General features: G+C 70.5%; 20 protein-coding genes. 9 read left to right on the top strand and 11 right to left on the bottom strand.

The window, feature by feature from the left end; translation table 11 throughout:
• Nucleotides 1-54 precede the first annotated feature (54 nt).
• From OG410_RS26525 to OG410_RS26505, 5 genes are all read left to right on the top strand, one after another.
• A complete protein-coding gene (locus OG410_RS26525) occupies nucleotides 55-474 on the top strand; it encodes an SCO4983 family protein (RefSeq protein WP_329301437.1) in 420 nt (139 codons plus the stop codon).
• 223 nt (nucleotides 475-697) lie between these two features.
• On the top strand, nucleotides 698-1771 hold the full coding sequence (locus tag OG410_RS26520) for a substrate-binding domain-containing protein (protein WP_329301436.1): 1074 nt from the start codon (nucleotides 698-700) through the stop codon (nucleotides 1769-1771).
• A 12-nt stretch (nucleotides 1772-1783) separates the two neighbouring features.
• Nucleotides 1784-2956 (top strand): toxic anion resistance protein, encoded by a 1173-nt coding sequence (locus OG410_RS26515; protein ID WP_329301435.1) that lies wholly within the window; start codon nucleotides 1784-1786, stop codon nucleotides 2954-2956.
• Nucleotides 2953-4497 carry a substrate-binding and vWA domain-containing protein gene (locus tag OG410_RS26510; RefSeq protein WP_329301434.1) on the top strand — a complete coding sequence of 515 codons (1545 nt, stop codon included), beginning with the start codon at nucleotides 2953-2955 and terminating at the stop codon, nucleotides 4495-4497. The genes OG410_RS26515 and OG410_RS26510 overlap by 4 nt, the downstream gene beginning before the upstream one ends.
• Nucleotides 4484-5092 carry a hypothetical protein gene (locus OG410_RS26505; RefSeq protein ID WP_328448774.1) on the top strand — a complete coding sequence of 203 codons (609 nt, stop codon included), beginning with the start codon at nucleotides 4484-4486 and terminating at the stop codon, nucleotides 5090-5092. The genes OG410_RS26510 and OG410_RS26505 overlap by 14 nt, the downstream gene beginning before the upstream one ends.
• A gap of 73 nt (nucleotides 5093-5165) precedes the next feature.
• Here OG410_RS26505 and OG410_RS26500 read toward each other — a convergent pair whose 3' ends face one another.
• From OG410_RS26500 to OG410_RS26470, 7 genes are all read right to left on the bottom strand, one after another.
• Nucleotides 5166-6335, bottom strand: coding sequence for a hypothetical protein (locus OG410_RS26500; protein ID WP_329301433.1), 1170 nt, complete (start codon nucleotides 6333-6335; stop codon nucleotides 5166-5168).
• Nucleotides 6332-7138 (bottom strand): PP2C family serine/threonine-protein phosphatase, encoded by an 807-nt coding sequence (locus OG410_RS26495; RefSeq protein WP_329301432.1) that lies wholly within the window; start codon nucleotides 7136-7138, stop codon nucleotides 6332-6334. The genes OG410_RS26500 and OG410_RS26495 overlap by 4 nt, the downstream gene beginning before the upstream one ends.
• 27 nt (nucleotides 7139-7165) lie before the next feature.
• Entirely contained in the window at nucleotides 7166-7927 is a 762-nt protein-coding gene (locus tag OG410_RS26490) for a vWA domain-containing protein (protein WP_328448780.1), read from the bottom strand.
• 17 nt (nucleotides 7928-7944) lie between these two features.
• Nucleotides 7945-9198 carry a hypothetical protein gene (locus tag OG410_RS26485; protein WP_329301431.1) on the bottom strand — a complete coding sequence of 418 codons (1254 nt, stop codon included), beginning with the start codon at nucleotides 9196-9198 and terminating at the stop codon, nucleotides 7945-7947.
• A 144-nt stretch (nucleotides 9199-9342) separates the two neighbouring features.
• Nucleotides 9343-9807: a hypothetical protein gene (locus OG410_RS26480; protein WP_329301430.1), complete on the bottom strand. Its 465-nt coding sequence runs from the start codon at nucleotides 9805-9807 to the stop codon at nucleotides 9343-9345.
• Entirely contained in the window at nucleotides 9794-10780 is a 987-nt protein-coding gene (locus OG410_RS26475) for a serine/threonine-protein kinase (RefSeq protein ID WP_329301429.1), read from the bottom strand. Before OG410_RS26475 ends, OG410_RS26480 begins: the two co-directional genes overlap by 14 nt.
• 221 nt (nucleotides 10781-11001) lie before the next feature.
• A complete protein-coding gene (locus tag OG410_RS26470; protein ID WP_329301428.1) occupies nucleotides 11002-12828 on the bottom strand; it encodes a phosphoenolpyruvate carboxykinase (GTP) in 1827 nt (608 codons plus the stop codon).
• A gap of 323 nt (nucleotides 12829-13151) precedes the next feature.
• On the opposite strand from OG410_RS26470, the gene trhA reads away from it, so the two are divergent.
• From trhA to OG410_RS26450, 4 genes are all read left to right on the top strand, one after another.
• Complete coding sequence (gene trhA, locus OG410_RS26465; RefSeq protein WP_329301427.1) at nucleotides 13152-13865, top strand: PAQR family membrane homeostasis protein TrhA; 714 nt, start codon at nucleotides 13152-13154, stop codon at nucleotides 13863-13865.
• A 166-nt stretch (nucleotides 13866-14031) separates the two neighbouring features.
• Nucleotides 14032-15597 carry an MFS transporter gene (locus OG410_RS26460; protein WP_329301426.1) on the top strand — a complete coding sequence of 522 codons (1566 nt, stop codon included), beginning with the start codon at nucleotides 14032-14034 and terminating at the stop codon, nucleotides 15595-15597.
• A 5-nt stretch (nucleotides 15598-15602) separates the two neighbouring features.
• Nucleotides 15603-16265, top strand: a complete 663-nt coding sequence (locus OG410_RS26455; RefSeq protein ID WP_329301425.1) for a TetR/AcrR family transcriptional regulator — start codon at nucleotides 15603-15605, stop codon at nucleotides 16263-16265.
• A gap of 4 nt (nucleotides 16266-16269) precedes the next feature.
• A complete protein-coding gene (locus OG410_RS26450; protein ID WP_329301424.1) occupies nucleotides 16270-16995 on the top strand; it encodes a Mut7-C RNAse domain-containing protein in 726 nt (241 codons plus the stop codon).
• 31 nt (nucleotides 16996-17026) lie between these two features.
• On the opposite strand, the gene OG410_RS26445 is transcribed toward OG410_RS26450, so the two are convergent.
• The 4 genes from OG410_RS26445 to OG410_RS26430 form a co-directional block, all read right to left on the bottom strand.
• Complete coding sequence (locus OG410_RS26445) at nucleotides 17027-19291, bottom strand: galactose oxidase early set domain-containing protein (RefSeq protein ID WP_329304257.1); 2265 nt, start codon at nucleotides 19289-19291, stop codon at nucleotides 17027-17029.
• Between the two features lie 143 nt (nucleotides 19292-19434).
• Nucleotides 19435-20640, bottom strand: coding sequence for a glycosyltransferase family 2 protein (locus tag OG410_RS26440; RefSeq protein WP_329301423.1), 1206 nt, complete (start codon nucleotides 20638-20640; stop codon nucleotides 19435-19437).
• A complete protein-coding gene (locus tag OG410_RS26435; protein WP_329301422.1) occupies nucleotides 20637-22307 on the bottom strand; it encodes an ArnT family glycosyltransferase in 1671 nt (556 codons plus the stop codon). The genes OG410_RS26440 and OG410_RS26435 overlap by 4 nt, the downstream gene beginning before the upstream one ends.
• The gene (locus OG410_RS26430; protein ID WP_329301421.1) at nucleotides 22304-23566 is read right to left on the bottom strand and encodes a glycosyltransferase; all 1263 of its coding nucleotides are present in this window, start codon (nucleotides 23564-23566) and stop codon (nucleotides 22304-22306) included. Before OG410_RS26430 ends, OG410_RS26435 begins: the two co-directional genes overlap by 4 nt.
• Nucleotides 23567-23591 lie beyond the last annotated feature (25 nt).

Genomic DNA, 23591 nt, shown 5'->3' with positions numbered 1-23591 from the left:
TTTAGACGAAATCCAAGCTAGGATGGCTTCCTGTCAGGCACAGGAGGCCATCCCATGTACGAACCGATCCGCTCGAAGTCGGTCCACACGATGGCCGGCGCCCCCTCCTCCGACTTCCCCCACCGGTCGCGCGAGGAGGAGCTGGACATCCAGCTCGCCGGTCACCTCGCGGCACTGCTCGCCGTCACGGACGAGATCCGCGCGATCGCACCGTCCGCCGATCTGGACGCCGGCGCCGAGCGGCTCGCCGAGCAGGTGACCCGGCTGCGCGGCGAGGCCCCGGTGCGCGCCGTGGCCGCCACGGCGTCCGGCGCGTCGCGCCTCACGGCCCTCCACCGGCGGGCCCACACCCTCGCGGGCCGCGCCCTGGTCGTCGCGGCCTCCCGCGCCGACACGGCCGCGGCGATCCTCTCCGCCGAGCGCATGGACGCCCACGCGCCGGCCCTCGAACCCCGCGAGCTGGCCACCCGCTGAATCCCTCGGGCCCCTGAGCCCGAGGCCCCGTACGGCCCCGGTCCGCGCGCCTTCGAAGCGACGCGCGGACCGGGTGCCACACACCTTCGTAAGCCACGCGCGGGGCTCCGCGCCGCCCTCGTAGCGGCACCTCCCCCTCCGGTTGCGTACCGGGACCCGGTGGTCACCCCGCGTTCACCCTCCGAGACCGGGAACGTTGGATTCCGAGGTGCACGCTCCAGGCGTGAGACGCATCGCGGGAATCGTCCTGGCGGTCCTGTTGATCGGCGGAGTGGCAGCAGCCGTCGTCGCAGGCCGCAATGATCAGGACAAGGGCACGGCAACGAAGACCGTGCACGGAATGATCGGTTCGGAGAAGGCGGAGTTCTTCTCCGATCCGGATGTGGTGAAGGCCCTCGCCGCCAAGGGCTACACCGTGAGGACGGAGACCTCCGGGTCCTGGGCCATGGACGGCCTGGACCTCAAGGGGTACGACTTCGCCTTCCCTTCCAGCCAGGCCCCGGCCGACGAGCTCGCGGACAAGTACCACGTCCGCCGGCCGCTGCCCCGGCCCTTCTACTCGCCCCTCGTCGTGGTGGCCCACCGCAGCGCGGCGCAGGTCCTCGCCGCCAACGGACTGGCCACCCTCGACAAGAACAGCGGCACGCTGAAGATGGCCGCCTATCTGGACGCGGCCCGGCACGAGCGGACCTGGCAGCAGCTCAAGGGCGCCGAGGCGCACGGTGAACTGACCGGCACGCTCTACATCGCCAGCACCGACCCGGAGACGTCCAACTCCGGCGCCCTCTACCTCGCCGCCGCGTCCTATGTCGCCGACGGCGGGCGCGTCGCCGCCGACGAGGCCGCCGTCGGACGCACCGCGTCCCTGATGCACCGGCTCATCAGCGTCCAGGGCGCGCAGCAGCCCAGCACCGACGCCGCGTTCGGCGACTTCGTCAGCGGTGCCGGCAACCCGCTCGTCCTCGTCTACGAGTCCCAGGTCGCCGCCCTGCTCACCGAGGGCCAGGACACCGGCGACCTCACGGTCCTCTACCCGGACACCACGGCGAACAGCGACCACACGGTCGTACCGCTCACGCCCGAGGGCCGCGCGCTGGGTGAACTCCTCAGCACCGAACCGGCGTTGCGCAAGCTCGCCGTCCGGCACGGGTTCCGGCCGCAGGGCGCCACCGGCGAGTTCACTGCGGCCACCGCCGGCCGTGCCGCGTATGTCAACCAGAAGCTGTCCGGCGTCCGGCAGGCGCCCGTGCCCGCCTACAAGGTGCTGCACGAGATGGCGCGCCGGGCCGGGAACTAGGGGGAAGAGCAAGTGACCACTGACGACACATTCACCCTCACGCCGCCCGAGGCCGTTGCCCCCGTGCCCCGTGAGAAGGCCGGCGGACTCGTCCCCGTCGACCCCGGTGTGCAGGACGAGATGGCGCGACGCGCCGCCGAGTACATCGACGGTCTCGCCGTCCTGGACGCGCGCTCCCCCGAATTCGCCGGCAAGGTCGGGGAGATCGCGGGCCTGGGGTCGACCGAGATGCGCGGCGCCGCCGCCCAGTCCAACCGCATGCTGGAGCGGACGATCCGCAGCCTGCCCTCCAAGGGCGAGGACGCGCAGTCGCACGTCGCGGGCTCGCTCGTCGAACTCCGGCGTGTGGTCGAGGACCTGGACCCGCGCGACCTGTCCGCGAGCAAGGGCAGGAAGTTCCTGTCCAGGCTGCCGGGCGGCAACAAGCTGCGCGACCACGTCGCCAAGTACGCCTCCGCGCAAGGTACCTTGAACAAGATCGTCGGCTCGCTGCGCGGCGGCCAGGACGAACTGCGCCGGGACAACGCGGCACTGCAGACCGAACGCGTCCGGCTCTGGGAGACGATGGGCAAGCTCCAGGAGTACGTCGTGCTCACCCAGGCCCTGGACACAGCGGTCGAGGAGCACATCGCGGGCGTCGACGCCGCCGACCCCGCGCAGGCCGACACCCTCCGCTCCGACGTGCTCTTCCCCGTCCGGCAGAAGCACCAGGACCTGCTCACCCAGCTCGCGGTGTGCGCCCAGGGCTATCTGGCGATGGACGTGGTCCGGCGCAACAACGACGAACTCATCAAGGGCGTCGACCGCGCGGCCACCACCACGGTCTCCGCGCTGCGCATCTCGGTCATGCTCGCCTCCGCGCTCGACAACCAGCGCAAGGTCGTCGAACAGGTCAACGCCCTGCGCGGCACGACGGAGGACCTCATCCGCGGCAACGCCGAGATGCTCGCCACCCAGAGCGGAGAGATCCAACGCATCGCCGCCGACCCGGCCGTCGGCGCCGAGACCCTGCGCACCGCCTTCCAGGAGATCTACCGCACCCTCGACGCGATCGACACCTACAAGGTCCGGGCGACCGAGACGATGGCCGCGACCGTGGAGTCCCTGACCTCCGAACTCCAGAACGCCGGAGCCTACCTGGAGCGCAGCCGCACGCGGGGCGCCCTGGACGGCGGGCAGGGATGAGAGCGCTCCGACGGGCGGCCGGCGCCGCCCTGGCCCTGCTCGCCGTCACGGCCTGCACGGCCCAGGAGGAGCCGAGGTCCGGGGACGACGGGGCACCGCGGCCCGGCACCCTCCGGATCCTCGCCTCCAGCGAACTCGGCGACATGAAGCCGGTGCTCGACCGAATCCGGCGGGACACCGGCATCACGGTCAGACCCACCTACATGGGCACCCTCGCCGCCGTGGACCTGATCGCGCGGGGCGCCTCGGACGACAGGTTCGACGCCCTGTGGCTCTCCTCCGACGACTATCTGCATCTGCGCCCGGAGGCCGCGAAGAAGGTCGTCTCGGAGACACCGGTCATGTCGAGCCCGGTGGCCCTCGGCGTGAAGCCGGACACGGTGCGGGCCCTCGGCTGGAAACCGGACGACGTCACCTGGTCGCAGGTGGAGAAGGCCGTGGCGGACGGGAAGCTCACGTACGGCATGACCGATCCGGCCCACTCCAACTCCGGTTTCTCCACACTGATCTCGGTGGCCTCGGCCCTGTCCGGCGCCCAGTCGGCGCTCACGGACGCCGACGTGGCCAGGGCGACACCCCGGCTGCGGGAGTTCTTCGCGGGGCAGAAGCTGACGTCGGGTTCATCCGGCTGGCTGGCCACCGCCTACGAACGCCGCGGCACCGTGGACGCCCTGCTCAACTACGAGTCCGTCCTCATGGGCGTGAAGGGCCTGACCGTCATCCGCCCGCGCGACGGCGTGGTGACGGCGGACTATCCGCTCTCCTCCCTCGCCGCGACCTCCAGGGACACCCGCGACGACGTGCGGCGCCTCGCCGAGGCACTGCGCGCGCCGGCCACCCAGAAGCTGATCACCGAGCGGACACACCGCCGTCCGGTCGTCGCCTCCGTCGCCCCGGCGGCCGGACTCGACACCGGCCGCCGGCGTGAACTCCCCTTCCCCGGAAGCCGGTCCGTCGCCGACCGGCTGCTCGACTCGTACGAGAACAAGCTGCGCCGGCCGTCCAGGACCGTGTACGTCCTCGACACCTCGGGCTCGATGGGCGGCGAGCGCATCGAGCGGCTGAGGAAGGCGCTCGGCAATCTGACCGGCGACTTCCGCGACCGTGAGGAAGTGACGCTGATGCCGTTCGGGTCGGCGGTCAAGAGTGTCCGCACGCACGTCGTCCGCCCCGAGAACCCCAGGACCGGGCTCGACGCCATCCACGAGGACGTCCTCGCCCTGAAAGCCTCCGGCGACACCGCGATCTACACCTCCCTGGAGAAGGCGTACGGACATCTGGGCGCCGACGACGACACGTTCACGTCGATCGTGCTGATGACGGACGGCGAGAACACCAGGGGCGCGAGCCCGTCCGACTTCGAAGCCTTCTACCGGCGGCTGCCGGACGGACAACGGGAGATCCCCGTCTTCCCCATCCTGTTCGGCGACTCCGACCGCGGCGAGCTCCAGCACATCGCCGACCTGACCGGCGGCCGTCTCTTCGACGCCCAGAAGGGCTCGCTCGACGGCGCCTTCGAGGAGATCCGTGGCTACCAGTAGGTTCATCGGCTTCCTCGAATCGCGCAAGAACCTCACCGGCAGCGCGTGCGGGATCGCCGGACTCGCGCTGACCTTCACCGGTCTGGCGGGACCGTACTGGCCGGTCGTCGTGGCCGGTCTGTACGGCGCGGGCGCGCTGATCGCACCGCCGGAGCGCCCGGCGCCGCCCGACTTCCCGGACCCCTCCGCCCAACTGGCCGAACTGCGCGTCGACTTCGGCAAACTGCGGGAGTATCTGGACGGCGTCGAGCTGCCCCCGGCGGCGGCCGGCCGGCTCACCGAGCTGACCGAGGTCCTCACCGCCCTGCTCGATCCGGGCTGGGTCGCCGAGATCCTCGCCCAGGACCCCGAGGGCGTGCACGCCCTGTCGCGTGCCGTGCGCCAGGACATCCCGGAAGCCGTCGACACCTTCGTCCGCACCCGGTGGTGGACCCGGCTGGCCCCCGGCACCGAACCGCCGGAGCGCCATCTGGAGCGTCAGCTCACCGTGCTCCAGGAGGAGTCGGACCGGCTCGCGGCGGCGCTGCGGGAGACGGAGGCGCGACGCCAGGAGTCCCACACGCGCTATCTGGAGGACCGCGGCCGCTCGCAGTGACCTCGACTGCCCGCAGTGACCTCGGCCGCCCACGGCCACCCACGGTTCCGGGGGCTCCGGGGGCTCCAGCGGCTCAGGCGTTCGCCACGATCACCGCCAGGATCACGATCGCCAGGATCAGCAGCGCCACCTTCAGCCCCGTGGGCCACGGCTCACCCGGCGTCGGCACGGGCGGCGGCGGCTGGGGCACGCCGGGCCCCGGGACCGTCACCGGGACGTTGAACACGTCGTGCCCGGTGAGCGCCGCCCGGGTGCACCAGGGGCACGAGGTCAGATGCGAGCCGAACGCGTGCAGCGGGCGGGCCGGGCAGACCCGTACCAGCGCGCGCTCCTTGTCCAGGGCGCGCAGCCACGCCTCCGCGGAGGGCCGCGTGGCGGGGTCGTGCACACCGGGGCCGAAGGCGGTGCGGGCCAGCGCGAGGAGTTCGGGCGGGAGCACGGAGGGGTCGATGGTGCCGCGCGGGATGACGACCCGTTCGGGGCGCACGACGTAGGAGATGCTGGCGGCGATGTTGTCCTTGACGGTCGACTCGGACGCGCTGTCGTGCGGGACGCCGCCGAAGGGGTGGTTCCCGGCCGTCAGGAGCTGGTAGACGAGGACCGCGAGGGCGAATTCGTCGGTGGCGCGGGTGGCGGGGCCGCCTGCCTGCCGCTCGGGGGACGAGTAGTCGGTGGTGTGCATCAGGCACGGGAACAGCTCCCCGGTCACCGGGTCGCTGAAGGCGATGGAGTCGCAGTCGAGGAACGTGACGAAGCCGTTGGCGTCGACGACGACGTTGCTGCTGGAGAAGTCGCCGATGACGAGATTGTCGTAGTGCATGCGCGCGGTCATGAAGGCGAGGTTCCAGGCGACGCCGAGCAGGAAGCGCCAGTCGGCCCGGTCGGCGAACAGCTTGAGGCGCTGGGCTCGGGTGAACAGGCCGATGAGCTGGACGTGCTGGGGCTCGCCGAAGCGGCGCATGGCGTAGCCGAGGAACTCGCCCTGCGGGCCGCGGGCGAGGGCGGTCGGCCAGGCCAGTTCGGGCGGCTGGGAGGCGTCGGTGGGACGGGTCACGAGCGGGGACATGGTCAGCATCCGCTTCAGCCGCTGTTCCTCCTTGGGGCCCGGCGTCTCGCGGTACAGCTTGACGACGATGCCGTCGTCGCCGACGACCGGGAAGACGGCCGCCTGACCGCCGCCCTTCAGGGGCAGCTCGGCGAGGGTGACCGGCTTGCCGTCCAGGAACACGGTGCGGCCGCTCATGGCCGCGCCTTGAGCACGGCCCGCAGCAGGGTCTTGTCGTCGGCGTTGAGGGCGGTGAGCCGGTCCGAGCGGAGCAGGGTCCCCAGGCCCTCGTGGGCGCTCGCGGTCACCGGACCGGGGGCGTCGAGCGAGCGGAACACGGCCTCGGCGAAGGACGTGTTCGGGGACAGCGCGCCGCCCGTGGACCGGTTGAGCGCGGCCTGCGCCAGTCCGTCGGTGGACAGCAGCACCCCGTCGATCCCGTTGTCGGACACGCAGTCGGTGTGCACCCAGCGGGCCGCGTCCGGCGAGGTGAGGAAGACCGTCTCGTTGCTGTACTCGCTGGCCGCGGCCGGCTGCGGCAGCAGATGGAACTGCCGCTCACCGTCCTCCGTACCGGCCCGCAGGACGACGAAGCCGTCCCCCACGGACAGATGACCGAGCCAGCCGCGCGCGAGCACGACCACGGTGAGCGTGGTCGCGAAGTCCGCCGCGTCGGCGCCCGTGCGGTCCAGGAACACCTTGGAGACGTCGTGGAAGGCGTCCCGCAGAAGCTCGCGCACCGCCTTGCCGGGACGCCGGTCCGCCGCGCTGGCGGCCCGGCGCGCGAAGTGCTCGGTGGCCAGGTCGACCGCGAGCCGGGCGCCCTCCTCCGAACGCGGCCGGCTGCCCGCGCCGTCGGCGACGGCGAGGACCGCGACGGACGCCCTCACCGTGTGCGCGCAGGCGTCCTGGCAGGGCTGCCCCTGACGGCGGTGCCGGTATCCCTCGACGCTCATTCCGTGGATCCGCCACGGCGTGTCCCTCTCGTCGGCTGCGGTCATCAGTCAGGATTCCCATCGGGTCATCAGTCAGGATTCCCAGGCCGGGCGCTGCGTCTTGAACTGGCTGAAGATCTTCTCGAAGACCTCGTCACCCGCGCCCTTCTGCTCGGCGTTGGCGCTCGCGGACATCATCTGGAGCAGCTCGCGGAACGGGAATCCCTGGAGCCGGGCGTTGAACTTCGGCGCGAAGGACCGGAGCACCTGCTCGCCCCGGTCCGTGATGCCGCCGACCCCGATCGCGTACAGCCGGAAGCGGCGGGCCTGCTGCTCGTCGGCGAGGACCGGGATCAACCGGTGCCAGGAGTCGGTGAGATGACCCGTGGCATCGGTGGGCAGTCCGTCGGTGACGAGACAGATCTGCGGCCGGTAGTACTGGAGTCCGGAGGCGCGCAGCTCGGCCTTGCGGGCGGCGATGATGTTCATCGACAGTTCCAGGGCCTCGGTCATCAGGGTGACCCCGGCGGCGGCGAGCTGCGGCGGGTGGAACATGTGCGCCGGCACGAAGGGGCTCACCGGCGCGTGCGGGGGCAGGAGCTGGGGTCCGCGCCAGGCGGTGACGCCGGGGCCGCCGAAGGTGACCACGGCGACCTCGACGCTGTAGCTGAGGCTGACGTCGTCGTGCAGTTCCCGGGTCCACTCGGCGAGCGCGTTGTTGAGCGTCTGGATGGGCTGACCCGCCATGGAGCTGGAGATGTCGAGGCACAGGACGAGCGGCAGCCGCTGCGCGTTGTTCTCGAACTCGATGTCGGCGTACTCCGCCGGCAGCGTGGGCGGGTAGTCGCTGTGCATGGGGATCTCTCCTGGTCTCAGGGCCTGGTGGCTTTGGCGTGCCGTCCGGCTGTGGGCGGGAACGCGTAGAGGACGTCGGAGTCCCGCTCCCCCGCCTCGGTGACATCGACGAGTCCGCCGGGCGCGGGCGGCGGCCGGCCCGGTTCGGCCCACACCGCCCGGTACAGCACGTGCTCCACCTCGACATATCCCTGCGGGTGCAGTTCGGTGCGTACGACGGCGGGCCGGGCGGGGCCCGGTACGTTGCCGACGTGCCGTCCGTGGCTGCGGGGCGCGGGCGTGGCCCGGAGGCGGGTGGTGGCTTCGTCGGGCATCCGGGCACGGGTCCGGGTGGTGGCCTCGTCGGGCATCTGCGTACGGGGGCGGGTACGGGGACGGGGCGTCGCGGCGGCCGGTACGGCGCCGACGCCCTGTGCGGCGAGCGAGCGCCTGGACAGGGCACCGACGGCGACGGACCGGGCGGAGCGGCGGATCAGGAAGAGCAGCAGGCCGAGCAGGAGGACGAGTACGGCGCACAGGACGGTGAGCACCGCGGTGGCGGTGTCCCAGCCGGCGTCGTCGCCGGGGTCGGGGGCGGTACCGGGGTCCGGGCCGGTGTTGCCGCCGTTCCCGGTCACCTGCTCCTGCTCCTGCTCCTGGGTCGGCCCCTGCCCTTGCTCTTGCCCTTGCTCTTGCCCTTGCCCTTGCCCTTGCTCTTGCCCTTGCCCTTGCCCTTGCTCTTGCTCTTGCTCCTGTTTGCCGGCGGCGGTCTCACCTGTGGGGGTCGCGGACGAGCCGGCCCCGGAGCCGCTGACGGTGTCCGTGCGGGAGAGGTCGCCGGCCAGGCCCAGGCGGACCAGGTCGGCCCCGGTCAGCGAGTCGCCCTTGCCGAGCCGGGCGCACAGGTCCCCCGTCTCCTTGGGGTGGCAGGCTCCGTGTGCGGCCAGTTCGGCCACGGTCCCGGGCTTCAGCGGGTCGATGACGGCGTCGTCCGCGACGAGCCTGCCCTTGCGGTCCGCCAGCACGAGAAGTGCCGTTCCGCCCTGCCCGGTGTGGATGCGCGAGGGCACCTCGACCAGGAGCCTCTCGCTGTGGGCCGACAGGGTCCGCTCGAAGGGCTCGCGGCGGTCGGCGGCGCCGTCGAACGGCAGGGTCCGGTCGAGGGTGACGCGCACCGTTCCCTCGCCGATCCAGTCGGCCCAGCAGCCGAGGTGCCGGTCGAAGGTGCCGCCGCACGGCTCGCCGGCCGCGGCGGGCACCGCCGGAGCGAACGCGGCCAGGAGTCCGGACACTATGACGAGGGAAATCCGACGCCGCATGAAAAGACCCCCCATGGCCCTAAGAAAACACCCCCGTGGCCCGGAAAGGCACTCGCCCATAGTGGCGGAAACCGGAGGGTGTCCGAAAGGGTTTGAGAAACGCGGCGGGCATCACTTCTACAACTCGAACACCTGATGGCATCGGGTGAACATTTGTCTCGCCCGCTCCACCCAATCACTGGCCAAAGCATCGAAATCTGTTTGCGTCATGCGACAGGTCAGGGGAAGATCGCACACTCCCGCGAGACAGGGACGCGGTCCCCGTACGTCCCATACGGACAGCATGGGGTGGAGCTGTTCGGTGTTCCACGCGTTCGACGCGGCGGCGGCGAGGGCCAGTTGGTCCTTGCGCAGGAAATGTCCGTCGGTGGCGAATGCGACCAACAATCTCTTGGTCGTCATGAACCGGACGGTGACCATCCGGCCCGTTTCCTCGAGGTCGAATCTCATGGAGACGGAAACGGTGTCGGTCACCGTGTGGAAATTCCGCCTGGCCACCCAGGTCTGCACCAACTGCCGCCAGTGCGTTCCGATTTCCAGGATCTCCCGGCCGCCGCCGGGAAAGGGGTCAGGCGTCGCCACGGACCACCGCCTCGGCGACCATCGCGTCGGTCAGTCCGGCGTCGAGCAGCGCCTGGGCGTGCGACAGCAGGCAGGAGGGTACGGACACGCTGGAGCTCTGCTTGCGGCGCTTGACCAGGTCCTGGGTGCGCGCCTTGATGCTGAGGGCGACCGTGGGCGGTGGCCACTCCGCCTGGCGGGGCTCCTCCTCCAGCAACCCGGCCAGGAGCAGGTCCAGTCGTGGCCGGTCCTCGGGATGCTTGGCCAGACAGCGCGCGACCAGATCCCGCAGCGGCCCCACGATGCCGTCGAGTCCGGGTTCGGCGAAGACGACACGGTGGCGCACGGCCTCTCCGCTGCCGTGCGGCGGCCGCCCGGTGAGCGCGTACACCAGGACCCCGCCGAGGGAGAAGACATCGCTCTGCGGGCCCACCGCGGCGCCCTTGATCTGCTCGGGCGACATGAAGGGCGGGGTGCCGACGACGACGCCGACCTGGGTGAGGCCGGGGGCGCCGTCCACGCGGGAGATCCCGAAGTCGATGACGCGCGGTCCGTCCGAGGCGAGGAGCACGTTGGCCGGTTTGAGATCCCGGTGCACCACGCGTGCGGCGTGGATGGCCTGGAGCGCCTCGACCAGGCCCGCGCCGAGCCGTCGTACCTGCGGCTCGGGCAGGGGACCGTCGGTCCGGACCGCCTCGGCGAGCGAGGGACCGGGCACGTACAGCGTGGCCAGCCAGGGCAGTTCGGCCTCGGTGTCGGCGTCGACCACGGCCGCGGTGTAGGCGCCGCTGACCACGCGCGCCGCGGCGACCTCGCGCGCGAAGCGCTCCCGGAACTCGCGCTCCGCGGCCAGTTCGGGCCGCACCACCTTCACCGCGACCTCGCGCCCGGCGGGCGAACGGCCGAGATACACCCATCCCATGCCACCGGAGCCGAGCCGGCCCACGATGCGGTACGGACCGATCTTCATGGGGTCGCTGACAGGCGTACGCACCCCGCCCACCTCATTTCGGGGGTCACTGCAGGATGTCAGGAGTGTCCCGCGAAATCCGTGCTTTTTCAGCCGTTCCGGCACGGGCAGGGGCGGAGGGGACGAAAAAGCCGGGGTCCCGCACAGATGTGCGCGGAACCCCGGCGGGTGCTGTCACCGCGGCCGACCGCCGCAAAGGTCGCAGGTCAGGGCAACTCGGGTCGGCCGCGGAGTCACAGGGGGCGTCAGCCCAGGCGCTGCACCAGGGCGCGGTACTCGTCCCACAGCTCCGTCGGCGTGTGCTCGCCGAAGGTGTTGAGGTGCTCGGGGACCAGGGCGGCCTCCTCGCGCCAGACCTCCTTGTCGACCGTGAGCAGGAAGTCGAGGTCGGACTCGGCCAGTTCCAGACCGTCGGTGTCGAGGGCCTGGCGGGTCGGCAGGACGCCGATCGGGGTCTCGACGCCCTCGGCCTTGCCGTCGAGGCGCTCGACGATCCACTTCAGGACACGGCTGTTCTCGCCGAAGCCGGGCCAGACGAACTTGCCCGCGTCGTTCTTGCGGAACCAGTTCACGTAGTAGATCTTCGGGAGCTTCGCCTGGTCCTTGTCCTTGGCGACGTCGACCCAGTGACCCATGTAGTCGCCCATGTTGTAGCCGCAGAACGGCAGCATGGCGAAGGGGTCGCGGCGCAGCTCGCCGACCTTGCCCTCGGCGGCGGCGGTCTTCTCGGAGGCGACGTTCGCGCCGAGGAAGACACCGTGGTTCCAGTCGAAGGACTCCGTCACCAGCGGGACGGCCGTGGCGCGGCGGCCGCCGAAGAGGATCGCCGAGATCGGCACGCCCTTGGGGTCCTCCCACTCGGGCGCGATGATCGGGCACTGCGAGGCGGGCGTGGTGAAGCGGGCGTTGGGGTGCGCGGCGGGCGTGGCGGACTCCGGGGTCCAGTCGTTGCCCTTCCAGTCGGTCAGGTGTGCCGGAGTCTCCTCCGTCATGCCCTCCCACCAGATGTCGTTGTCGTCGGTGAGCGCGACGTTGGTGAAGACGGAGTTGCCCCACAGCGTCTTCATCGCGTTGGCGTTGGTGTGCTCACCGGTACCGGGCGCGACACCGAAGAAGCCGGCCTCGGGGTTGATCGCGTAGAGGCGGCCGTCCTCGCCGAACCGCATCCAGGCGATGTCGTCGCCGATGGTCTCGACCGTCCAGCCGGAGATCGTGGGCTCCAGCATGGCGAGGTTGGTCTTGCCGCAGGCGCTCGGGAACGCGGCGGCGACGTACTTCGACTCGCCCTGCGGCGGCGTCAGCTTGAGGATCAGCATGTGCTCGGCGAGCCAGCCCTCGTCGCGCGCCATCACGGAGGCTATGCGCAGGGCGTAGCACTTCTTGCCGAGGAGCGCGTTGCCGCCGTAGCCGGAGCCGTACGACCAGATCTCGCGGGTCTCGGGGAAGTGCGAGATGTACTTCGTGGAGTTGCAGGGCCACGGCACGTCCGCCTCGCCCTCGGCCAGCGGCGCTCCGAGCGTGTGCACGGCACGCACGAAGAACCCGTCGGTACCGAGTTCGTCCAGGACGGGCTGTCCCATACGGGTCATGGTGCGCATGGACACGGCGACGTAGGCGGAGTCGGTGATCTCGACGCCGATCGCGGAGAGGTCCGAGCCGAGCGGGCCCATGCAGAACGGGACCACGTACATCGTGCGGCCGCGCATCGAGCCGCGGAAGACGCCGCCCTGGCCGCCCTCGCCCTGGAAGATCTCCCGCATCTCGGCGGGAGCCTTCCAGTGGTTGGTCGGGCCCGCGTCCTCCTCCTTCTCGGAGCAGATGAACGTCCGGTCCTCGACCCGCGCGACATCGGTCGGGTCGGAAGCGGCGTAGTACGAGTTGGGGCGCTTGATCGGGTCGAGCTTCTTGAAGGTGCCCTTGCGGACGAGCTCCTCGCTCAGTCGCTCGTACTCGGCCTCGGATCCGTCACACCAGACCACACTGTCCGGCTCGGTCAGTTCGGCGATCTCGTTGACCCACGAGATCAGTTCCTTGTGGTTGGTCGGGACGGGAGCCGCGATGTCGCGCGCCACGATTGCTCCTAAATGAGGGGGTTTTGTTGTCATGCCCCGTGGGGGCTGCGACCCGGATGCTTCACGGTGATGGAACCCCTGGCGCTCATCCGGTGCCGACCGCACTCATTTGATGATCCGACCGTGTCGCGCATATGTCCAGAGGGCCTCACAACTGAGCGGAGTGAGCATCGCCACTTCCAGGGGGGTTTCCGCCCGCTCACCCGGGGTTCACCGCGAGTACCCCCTGGATCCCGTCGGCGCCGTGAGATCATGGCCACTATCGCGACTCGCTTACGTGGGACTGACGCGTAACTTACGGTTCCGTAGGTACGATTCGGCGCATGACTGCGTCCGTCCCCGACGCGCCCACGGACACGCCGGCCGCCGGCCATGTCTCTGTCGCGCACTCCCTGTCGGAAGAGATCAAGCCCAAGCTCCGCGGCTGGCTGCACCTCGGCATGTTTCCGGCCGCCCTCGTCTCCGGACTGGTCCTCACCGCCCTGGCGGACTCGCCCCGCGGACGTATCGCCTGCGGGATCTTCGCTCTGACGGCCTGCCTGCTGTTCGGCGTGAGCGCCCTCTACCACCGCGGCGACTGGAGCCCGCGCATGGACGGCGTCCTGCGCAGACTCGACCACGCGAACATCTTCCTGATCATCGCGGGCACCTACACACCGCTGACCATGCTGCTGCTGCCGGAGGCCAAGGGGCAGTGGCTCCTGTGGAGCATCTGGGCCGCCGCGGCGGCGGGCATCGTCTTCCGGGTGTTCTGGGTCGGCGCCCCGCGCTGGCTCTACACGCCCTGCTACATCGCGATGGGCTGGGCAGCCGTGTTCTTCCTGCCCGACTTCATGCGCACGGGCGGCATCGCCGTCCTCGTCCTGGTGATCGTCGGCGGGCTGCTCTACAGCGCCGGCGGAGTGATCTACGGCATCAAGAAGCCCAACCCGTCACCGCGCTGGTTCGGATTCCACGAGGTCTTCCACTCCCTGACCCTCGCGGCGTTCATCGTGCACTACGTCGGCATCTCCCTGGTGGCCTACCAGCACGGCTGATCCCCCCGACTCTCCTTCCTCAGTGGCCGCGGCTCCCCAGCCGCGGCCACTGCGCGTTTTCCGGCCACCGTCCGGCCCTCGCGCCTCCGCCGCGACGACACCCACCAGTGGCCTGAAAGTCGTACTCGATTGACATCACCTAGCTTTTGGGAGTTACTCTCATTTCATGGTGACTCTCACGCAGGACGGCGCCGTACGGCGCGACCCCCGACGCTGGTGGGCCCTCGGGGCCCTGGTCGCGAGCATGCTCGCGCTCGGCTTCGACATGACGATCCTCAATGTGGCGCTGCCGACGATGGCCCGGGACCTCGGCGCGTCCACCGGGGAGCAGCAGTGGATGGCGGACGCGTACGTCGTGGTCTTCGCCTCGCTGATGCTCCCGGCGGGCCTGCTCGGCGACCGCTTCGGGCGGCGCCGGATGCTCATCACGGGCCTCGCGGTCTTCCTCGCCGGCTCCCTGGTCGGCACCCTCGTCGACGATGTCACCTGGGTGATCGCCGCCCGCGCCCTGATGGGTGTCGGCGGCGCGCTGGTGATGCCGCTCGCGCTCGCCGTCCTGCCCTCGCTGTTCGGACCCGACGAGCGCACCAAGGCGGTCGGAGCCGTCTCCGCCGCCTCGGCGCTCGGTCTGCCGCTCGGCCCGATCATCGGCGGCTGGCTCCTGAACCACTTCTGGTGGGGCTCGGTCTTCCTGGTCAACATCCCGATGGCGGCCATCGGGATCACCGCCTGCGCCTTCCTGCTCCCCGAGACCAGGGACCCGGCATCGCCCAAGGTCGACGCGCTCTCCACCGCGCTCACCGCGGTCGGCCTCAGCGTCCTGATCTACGCCATCATCGAGGCCCCGTCCCGCGGCTGGGGCGACCCGCTCGTCCTCGGCTGCTTCGCCGCCTCCGTCCTCCTGATCGCGCTGCTCGTCGTCCGCGAACGCCGCAGCCCCCGGCCGATGCTCGATCTCTCCCTGCTCGCCCAGCGCGGCTTCCTGCTCAACGCCCTCGCCGCGACACTCGTCATGTTCGTCCTGTCCGGCCTGATGTTCGTACTGCCGCAGTACCTCCAGGCGGTGCTCGGACACGACGCGCTGGCGACCGGGGTCCGGATGCTGCCGATGATGGGCGGACTGCTGGTCGCCTCCCGGGGCGCGCAGCCGCTGGTCGCCCGCATCGGGGCGCGCTCGGTGATCAGCGCGGGTCTCGTCGTCCTCGCCTTCGCTGCGTTCCTCGGCAGCCGTACGACCGTCGACGACGGGTACGGCGCCACGGCACTGTGGCTGTCCGTCGCCGGGCTCGGCTTCGGTTTCGCCGTGGTGCCCGCCATGTCCGCCGCCCTCGGCGAACTCCCCCGCGACCGGGCCGGCAGCGGCTCCGGGCTGCTGATGACGGTGCGCCAGGTGGGCAGCGCGATCGGTATCGCCCTGCTCGGCTCCCTGCTGGCGAGCACGTACGCCGACCGTCTCGACACGTCCGCGCTGCCGCGTGCCGCTGCGGACGCCGCCGACGGCTCGGTGGTCGGCGCCCATGTGGTCGCGGAGCGGCTCGGCGACCCGGCCCTCGCCGCCTCCGCGAACGCCGCGTACCTCCACGGCATGGATCTGGTCCTGCTGGTCAGCGGGATCGCGGCGCTGGTCACCGCGCTGCTGGCGGCGGCGCTGCTGCCGAGCCCGCGGCAGGCCGACCCGGTGCCCGTGGAGGACACCGCCATGGCCCCTGCCCCGGCGGATGCCGGACAATAGGAACCATGGCCGCCACCACTCAGAGTTCCGCTCCCGCCGCGGAGCCCCAGCCGGGGCTCCGCGAGCGGAAGAAGATGAAGACCCGCGTCGCGATCCGCGAGGCGACCTACCGGCTGATCGAGCGGCAGGGGTACGACGCGACGACGGTCGAGCAGATCGCGGAGGCGGCCGAGGTCTCCCCGTCCACGGTGTTCCGCTACTTCCCGACCAAGGAGGACATCGTCCTCACGGACGAGTACGACCCGCTCCTGGAACAGGAACTGCGCGAGCGCCCCGCCGACGAGCCGTGGTTCGACTCCCTGCGCCATGTGATCAGGAAGGCCATCGGCGCCAGCAGCTCCGAGGACCCCGAGATCAGCCGGCTCCGGACACGGCTGATGGTCGAGGTCCCCGCGGTGCGTTCCCGGATGATGGAGAGCATGTCCGTCACCGGGCGGCTGCTGAGCCGGGTCGTCGGGGAGCGCTCCGGCCGGGACCCGGACAGTCTGGAGGTCCGGGTCTTCGCGATGTCGCTCATCGGCGGGCTGATGGAGACCTCCATGTACTGGGCCGAGACCGGGCAGGGGGACGACCTCGCCGATCTCGTCGAGCGGACCGTGAACGTCCTGGAGCACGGTCTGCCGCCGCAGAACCCGGGGGACCGGGGCGCACCCCGCATGACATCCTGACCGGGTGAACGGACCGGAGATCCACATCGAATTCGCCCCCGAACTGGGGCTGTTCGTCCCGCACGCCCGCCGTACGGGAAACAGCCCCGTCGGCACCGACGGCTCCTCCACCCTCGGCCATGTCGTCGAGTCGCTGGGCGTCCCGCTCACCGAGGTCGGCGCCCTGGTCGTGGACGGGCGCGAGGTTCCCTTCTCGCACATCCCGGCGGCGGACGAGACGGTGCGGGTCCGCGCCGTCGAACGCCCGCAGCGCGTCCCCGGCGCGCCGCTGCGCTTCCTCCTGGACGTCCATCTCGGCACCCTGGCCCGCCGGATGCGCCTGCTCGGCGTCGACACGGCGTACGAGTCCACCGACATCGGCGACCCGGCGCTCGCCGCCCGTTCGGCGGCCGAGCGGCGCGTCCTGCTCAGCCGTGACCGCGGGCTGCTGCACCGCCGCGAGCTGTGGGCCGGCGGCTTCGTCTACAGCACCCAGCCCGACGACCAACTCCGTGACGTCCTGGGCCGGTTCGCGCCCGAGCTGAGACCCTGGTCGCGCTGCACCGCGTGCAACGGCCTGCTCGCGAAGGCCACCAAGGAACAGGTCGCGGACCAGCTGGAGAGCGGCACCGAGCGGTCGTACGACGTCTTCGCGCAGTGCGCCGAGTGCGGGCGCGCCTACTGGAAGGGCGCGCACCACGACCGGCTGGAGACCGTCGTGGAGCGCGCCCTCGCGGAGTTCGGGACCTGAGGGACAGGCCCCGGAGCCCCGCGGATGACACTCAGCGCCTGATCAGATCCCTTGCCCCGCAGGCCAGCCCGTCCCCGCTGGGGTCGAGTCCGAGCGGATCGTCCTTGCCGTTGATCCTCAGCCGCCCGTAGTCGTTCTTCTTCAGCCAGGCGCAGCGGGAGGCCGTCGTCTTCTTCACCCCCTCCGGGAAGACCGTCGGCACACAGACGTTGACCGTGCCGTAGTGGCGGTCGCAGCCCGAGATGGTCGTGGACACCTTCTGCGAGGTCTTCTTCCTGCCCGGCTCCGTGACGGTGCCCTCGAGGGAGTCGGCGAAGGAGTGGACGTGCGCCGAGGCGGTGTCCCCCGCGAGCGCGGACGGCCCCTGGAGATGCACCCACTTGGCCACCGACGGAACGCCGTTGGCGTCGACCGCGAAGAGCATGTACCAGCCGGGCGGCGCCATGTTGGGGTTGCTCGTCACATTGAGGTCGACGTTGTTGCCGTCCACGCTCAGCGGCAGGTCCACGAACCGCTGATTGGGGTCGGAGGAATGGGTCACGGCGGCCGGCCGGATCAACTCCGCCTTCACGACGGGCCGGTCGACGGTGATGCGCTGCGTGTCCCCGTACACCCACTCGTTGTCGATCACCGAGGTGATCGTCGGGCGGGTGCCCTTGAGGAGGTACGGCGGAGTGTAGATGGACACGTCGTGGTTCCAGGTGCCGTTGCCCGGGTTGTCACCGGTGGCCATCACGCGGCCGTCGGGCAGCAGGAACGCGGAGGAGTGATAGCCGCGCGCCTCCGGGTCGGCGGCCACCGGGTCGAAGGCCGAGGTCGCCGGGTCGAAGATCGACGCCTCGAAGACCGGGTCGGCGCGGTTGTGCAGTCCGCCGCCCGTCTCCAGGACCTTGCCGTCGGGCAGCAGGACGGCGGAGACGTACATCTTCCCCTGGGCGCCGGTCTGGGCGACCTTGCCGGTTCCGAGGTCCACCGTGCCCTGCGGGATCGGCGGGCCCATCGTGTACGCCGGGTCGGCGGCCTTGAGGTCGATGATGTCGGTGAGCCGGTTCGCGGCCGGGTTCGAGTCGATGTTGCCGCCGCCGAGGGTGAGGACCTTCTGGTCCTGCGCGGGAGGCAGCAGCACGCTCGCGGACTGGTCGCGCTCGTCCTTGTTCTGCAGCCCGGGGACCGCGGTCGTGGTGTTGGCGTCGTAGTCGTAGATCGCCGAGCCGGTGCCCGGGGTGCCGTTGCCGAAGACATGGCTGCCCGAGTAGAAGAGCCGGCCGTCCTGCATCAGGATCATCGACGGGTACAGGCCCCAGAACGACCACGTCTGGTTGACCTGCCACAGCGGCAGCCACTGCTGCTGGGCGTTCGACCACCGCTCGGCGGTCACCGAACCCGACGAGTCCTCGCGCAGACCGCCGAACGAGATGATGTCGCCGTTGCCCAGCTCGGTCGCCGACGGATACCAGTGACCGTCGTTCATGTCGTTGGTCTTGCCGTACGTCTCGGTGACCGGGTCGAAGACGTACGAGTCCTTGTACCCCTCGTAGCCGTGACCGCCCACGACCGGGAAGGCCTTGTTGCCGCTCATCACCAGCACCCGCCCGTCGGCGAGCTGGACGTGCCCGGCGCAGAACATGTCCTTGGGGGTGGGGATCACCTTGTACGAGCCGGTCGCCGGGTTGTAGACCGCCGACGTGAAGGTTCCCGCGGCGAAGTTCTCCTCGCTGTTCCCCGAGCCCGCGATCAGCAGCACCTTGCCGTTGTTGAGGACGACGGAGTGCATGGAGCGGACCGGGTTCTGGGTCGGCAGGACCGTCCACTTCCCGTTCGCGCACTCCTCGGCCGTGCCGGTACAGGTGGCCGGCGGAACGGGGTCGGAGACCTGTTCCATCGTGTAGTCGTCTGTGGTCGCGGAGCCCGTGCCATACACAGAGACGCCCCAGGTGATCCGGTCGGTGCCCGCCGGGACGACCGGGGTGCGCACCGTCGCCCCGGTCCAGGCCGCCGCCATGTCCAGGGTCTTCAGGTCGGTCCAGTACTGCCAGCCCGCCGTGGTGTCGTGCCGGAAGAGCGTGATCGCCGCGTCCGGGGTCGTCGTCTTGTAGTAGAGCCCGAGATCGTACTGCTTGCCCACGGTGACCACCGGCGCGCACGCGGCGGACTCGGTGATCAGCGCCTTGCGGTCGCCGTCCACCCGGCGCGTCAGCGTCACCTTCATGGCCTGGGAACCGGAATGGGCGTCGGTCACGGTCGCGAAGGTGAAGTCGTTGTCGCCCCAGCCGGACTTCTCCCAGCAGGACGGCATGCCGTCCGTGCCGGCGGTCTCGAAGCCCGGGTTCGTGACCAGGTTGACGGCCGACGCGGGCTGCGGTGACACGAGCAGCAGCCCGGCGGCCAGACCTGTCACGGCCAGAAGTGACGTTCTGCGTCGCGGTCTCACCCGGAATCTCACACGGTCCTCCTCGCGGTACGGCCTCCGTGCCCGCTCTCGCGGCTGCGGCGCGGCAGATAGACCAGCGCTTCGGTGCCGGCGAAGCGCAGAACGAAGGTCGTCACCAGGGCCAGTGCCGTGGCGGACAGGGCGCCCATGTCGAAGCGGTCGACGAAGAGCGCGATCAGCGGGATGCGCAGCAGCAGATCGGCGTTGGCGAGCAGCGCGAACCGGCCCATGCGGTCCCAGCGGCTGCGGTGCTTGCGTCGCTCCCGGAACAGCAGATGCTCGATCAGCAGGAAGTTCCAGGCCACGCCGAGCTGGTTGGCGAGGATCTCCGCCGGTACGTAGTGCAGTCCGGCGGCCGTGAGGGCGTACAGCCCGAGCAGGTTCGGCACGAAACCGGTGGCGCCGATCAGCCCGAAGACCACCATGCGGGCCACCGGCGAGGCGGTCCGCAGCCCGACGAGATGGCGCAGGAACCGGAAGCCCTCCCGCGCGCTCGACTTGGACTCTCCCGCGAAGCGGTCCTGGAAGACGAACGGCACCTCGGTGACCTGGCGGGGACGGCTGCGTACGGCGAGTTCGAGCAGGATCTTGTAGCCGAGCGGCCGCAGGACCTCGGCGGTCACCGCGCTGCGCCGGATCGCGAAGAACCCGCTCATCGGATCGCTGATGCCCCGCAGCCTGCGCGGGAAGAGCGACTTGGTCAGCCAGGTCGCTCCGCGCGACACCGCGATCCGGTAGCCGCCCGCGAGCCCTTCCCGGCTGCCGCCCTTGATGTACCGGCTCGCGACCACGAGGCCCGCGTTCGCACGCTCCCCCGAGGCGATCAACTCCGGTATCAGGGAGGGCGGATGCTGGCAGTCCCCGTCCATGACGACGATCCACTGGGAGGTCGCCGCCTTCAGCCCCTCCACGACCGCGCCGCCGAGCCCGCCCTCGGGCGTCTCGCGGTGCAGCACGGTCACCGGGAACGGACAGTCCCGCGCCGCCTCGGTGATCACCTCGGGGGTGTCGTCGGTGGAGTCGTCCACGAAGACGACCTCGCAGGGCAGCCGGGCCGGCACGGACTCGGTGATCTGCCGCAGCAACTGCCTTATGTTCGCCGACTCGTTGAAGGTCGGTACGACGACGGTGACGGCGCCCGGCTCCGGGACCTCGGCGGCACGTACGGCCGGATCGGCCAGTTCCTGCGGTGCGGTGCTCTCGAAGCTGCTCATCGATCGCCTCCGGAAGAACGGACGGTGGTGGTGGTGTCGTCGTTGTCGTCGATCCGCCGGATCTCGACGCGGTCCTCGCCCGTGCCGAACGTGGCGACAGGCGTGGAGTGCTCCATCGCGGCCTTCACGTTCGGCAGGTCGGGCGCGTCACGCCGTACCGTCGGGGAGGCGACCACGTAGTCGAGGTCCTTCCAGCCCCGCGGCATCGTCTTGGTGACCGCGGGGTCGAGGTCGGCCTTGTAGAACCAGATGACGCCGAGGCCCGGCCGGTAGCCGTCGTGCACGAGGTCGAGCCAGAGCGCGTCGTCGACCAGGACCCGGGTGTCCCCGGGGTCCTTCACCTCGGTCCGCAGCCATGAGGAGGCCGCCCGGTAGGGGGCGTTGGCGTCGGCCGTCATGGCGGTGCGGTCACCGTCGTACCAGCGGGGCACGACATAGGCGCCCGCGGCCACCACCAGTACCGCGGCCAGCCCGCGCCGCCCCCAGGTCACATACGTCCGCTCCTGCTCGGTCCGCCGTCTGCGCAGCACGGCGTGGGCCACGCTCGCGGTGCCTCCGGCGAGGACGAGGGCGAGGAAGGGGAGCGCCTGGATCACGTACATCGCGGGCAGGTAGCCGTTCGGGCGCAGCGCCACCACGGCGAGGACCGCCACGGTGAGCGCGGGCCCGGCCAGGGCGCGGGCCGTCACCGACCAGCGGAAGGTGACCAGGAGCAGCAGCGCGCCCGCGAGTCCGCCGAGCGGCAGGACCCGGTCGTAGTACAGCCAGGAATGCAGGACCCCGTACGAACCGGTGCCGCGTTCCAGGACGAATCCGGAACCGGGGCGGCTCATCTGGTAGGTGATGCCCTCCCAGAGCGAGACATGTCCTCCGCCGGGGAACAACTCACCCTTGAGCAGGGCGAACAGCGGATACGCGGTGCCGATCAGCACACATGCCGTGACGGCGCCGGTGAGCGCGAACTTGCGGGTGTCGCGGTGGCTGTGCCGCCACATCGTGACGAACAGCGCGGGCAGGATGACGAGCATCGTCTCCTTGGTCAGCACGGCGGCGGCGGCCGCGAGGCCCGCGCCGAAGTGGTGCCAGAGATGACGGCTCGGCGAGGCGGCCAGGCAGAACGCGAGCAGCGTCCACATCACCGCGATGTTGTCGAGGAAGATCTCCCGCTGGAGCACGACCGAGAGCGGCGAGAGCCCGAAGAGGACCATCGCGAGCCCGGCCGCCCACCGCGGCAGCGACAGCCGGCGCGCGAGGACGTACAGCAGGACCGCGCTCACCGCGCTGACCACGAGCATCGCGAAGCGCATCGAGCCCACCGTCATCAGGGACGGGCTGATGTGCGCGGGGATCCAGGTCAGCAGGGCTATCTGGATCCAGCCGAGCGGCGGATGGTCGTACCAGTACGTGTAGTGGGCCAGGCCCTTGCCGTGCTGGACGGCCCAGGCCTGGGCGAGGTAGGTGCCCTCGTCGTCGCTGAGGGCCGGGTAGGCGGAGATGTTCCAGCCCTGCACGAGGAGGATCGCGGCGAGCAGCACCGCACACAGGATCAGATCGGCGCGCGAGCTGCGAAACCGCGGTGCCGCGAGGGACGTCGAGACGATTTTGGGCGCAGGAGGCCGCTGCGCGGGGACCGTGGGTGTGGTCGCCGCGGGAAGGGTGGAGGTCACGCGGGAACGTCCTCTCGGATCGCGTCGGTGAGATGCGCGCCGACGTGACTGGTCAACTCCCAGTCGTTGCGGCCCCGTTGCTCACGCCAGACGGCGCGCACGGCGGCACCTGCCAGCAGCACCTGGTAGAAGGGGCCGCCGACGACGAGCTTCAGGTAGTGCACGAAGCGCACGCGAAGCCCGTACTGCTTGCCGAAGTCGTGCAGCCCGACGATTTCGAAGACGAAGGTGACCAGGGCGGTCACGGCCGGCAGGAACGTGACGAAGGCGATCCCGACGGGCACGTCGAGGAAGAGGGCGACCGCCACGTTGAGCGGGATGATCACCCCGGAGACCGCCTGGAGGTACGGCGTCATCAGCGTGTAGCGGGCGAGCAACCGCTGTCCGAAGGTGGGCAGTTGTCTCCAGTCGCGCTTGCGGTAGACCTGCAGGAAGCCCTGGTTCCACCGGGTGCGCTGCTTGAGCAGCGACACCAGCGAGCCGGGCGTCTCCTCCTTGGTCACCATGTCGGAGTCGTACGCGACGACGACCTTCTTGCCGACGCTGGACAGGCGTACGCCCAGGTCGCAGTCCTCCGCCAGGCAGTCGGGGTCCCAACCGCCGGCCTCCCGCAGGACCTCCGTCCGTACGAAGACGGTGTTGCCGCCGAGCGGTATGAACCCTTTCTGCGCGTGCAGATGAAGGCGCGAGCGGAACCAGAAGAAGTACTCCAGGCAGTTGCGCAGGCTGTACCAGCTGGAGTGGAAGTTGATGAGCTGCACCCCGCCCTGGACGACGTCCGCGCCCGTCGTGCGGAACGCGTGGTCGACGTGGGCCAGCAGCTCCGGATGCACCTGGTCCTCGGCGTCGAAGACCCCGACCACATCGCCGCGGCAGTGCGGCAGGGCGGTGTTCATGGCCTTCGGCTTGTTCTTCGTCTCGTGGTGGTCGACGACGACCCGCACCCGCGCATCGCGTGCCTCCGCGCTCCGGGCCACCTCCGCGGTCTCCGGATCGTCGTGACCCACGATCACGACGATCTCGAAGTCGGTGTGGCCGGATTCCAGCAGTCGCTGGATGGTGTGGTCGAGCACCGCCTGCTCGTGCCGCGCGGGCAGCAGCAGCGAGAAGGACAGGCTCTCACCCCCGTCCGGACTGCTGAACCGGGTGGAAGCCAGCACTTCGGGCGTACGCCACGCGTGCATCTGCCACCACAGGGTGAAGGCCGCCATGCAGAAGAGTGCCAGTGAGACGGCAGTGATGAAGACAGACGTCAGCAACAGATCCCCCCAGATCCCCAAACCC

The sequence above is a fragment of the Streptomyces sp. NBC_00659 genome, from assembly GCF_036226925.1.
Lineage (GTDB): Bacteria > Actinomycetota > Actinomycetes > Streptomycetales > Streptomycetaceae > Streptomyces.
The sequence above is the reverse complement of the archived record's forward strand: the minus strand, read 5'-3'. Positions and strand labels throughout refer to the sequence as shown.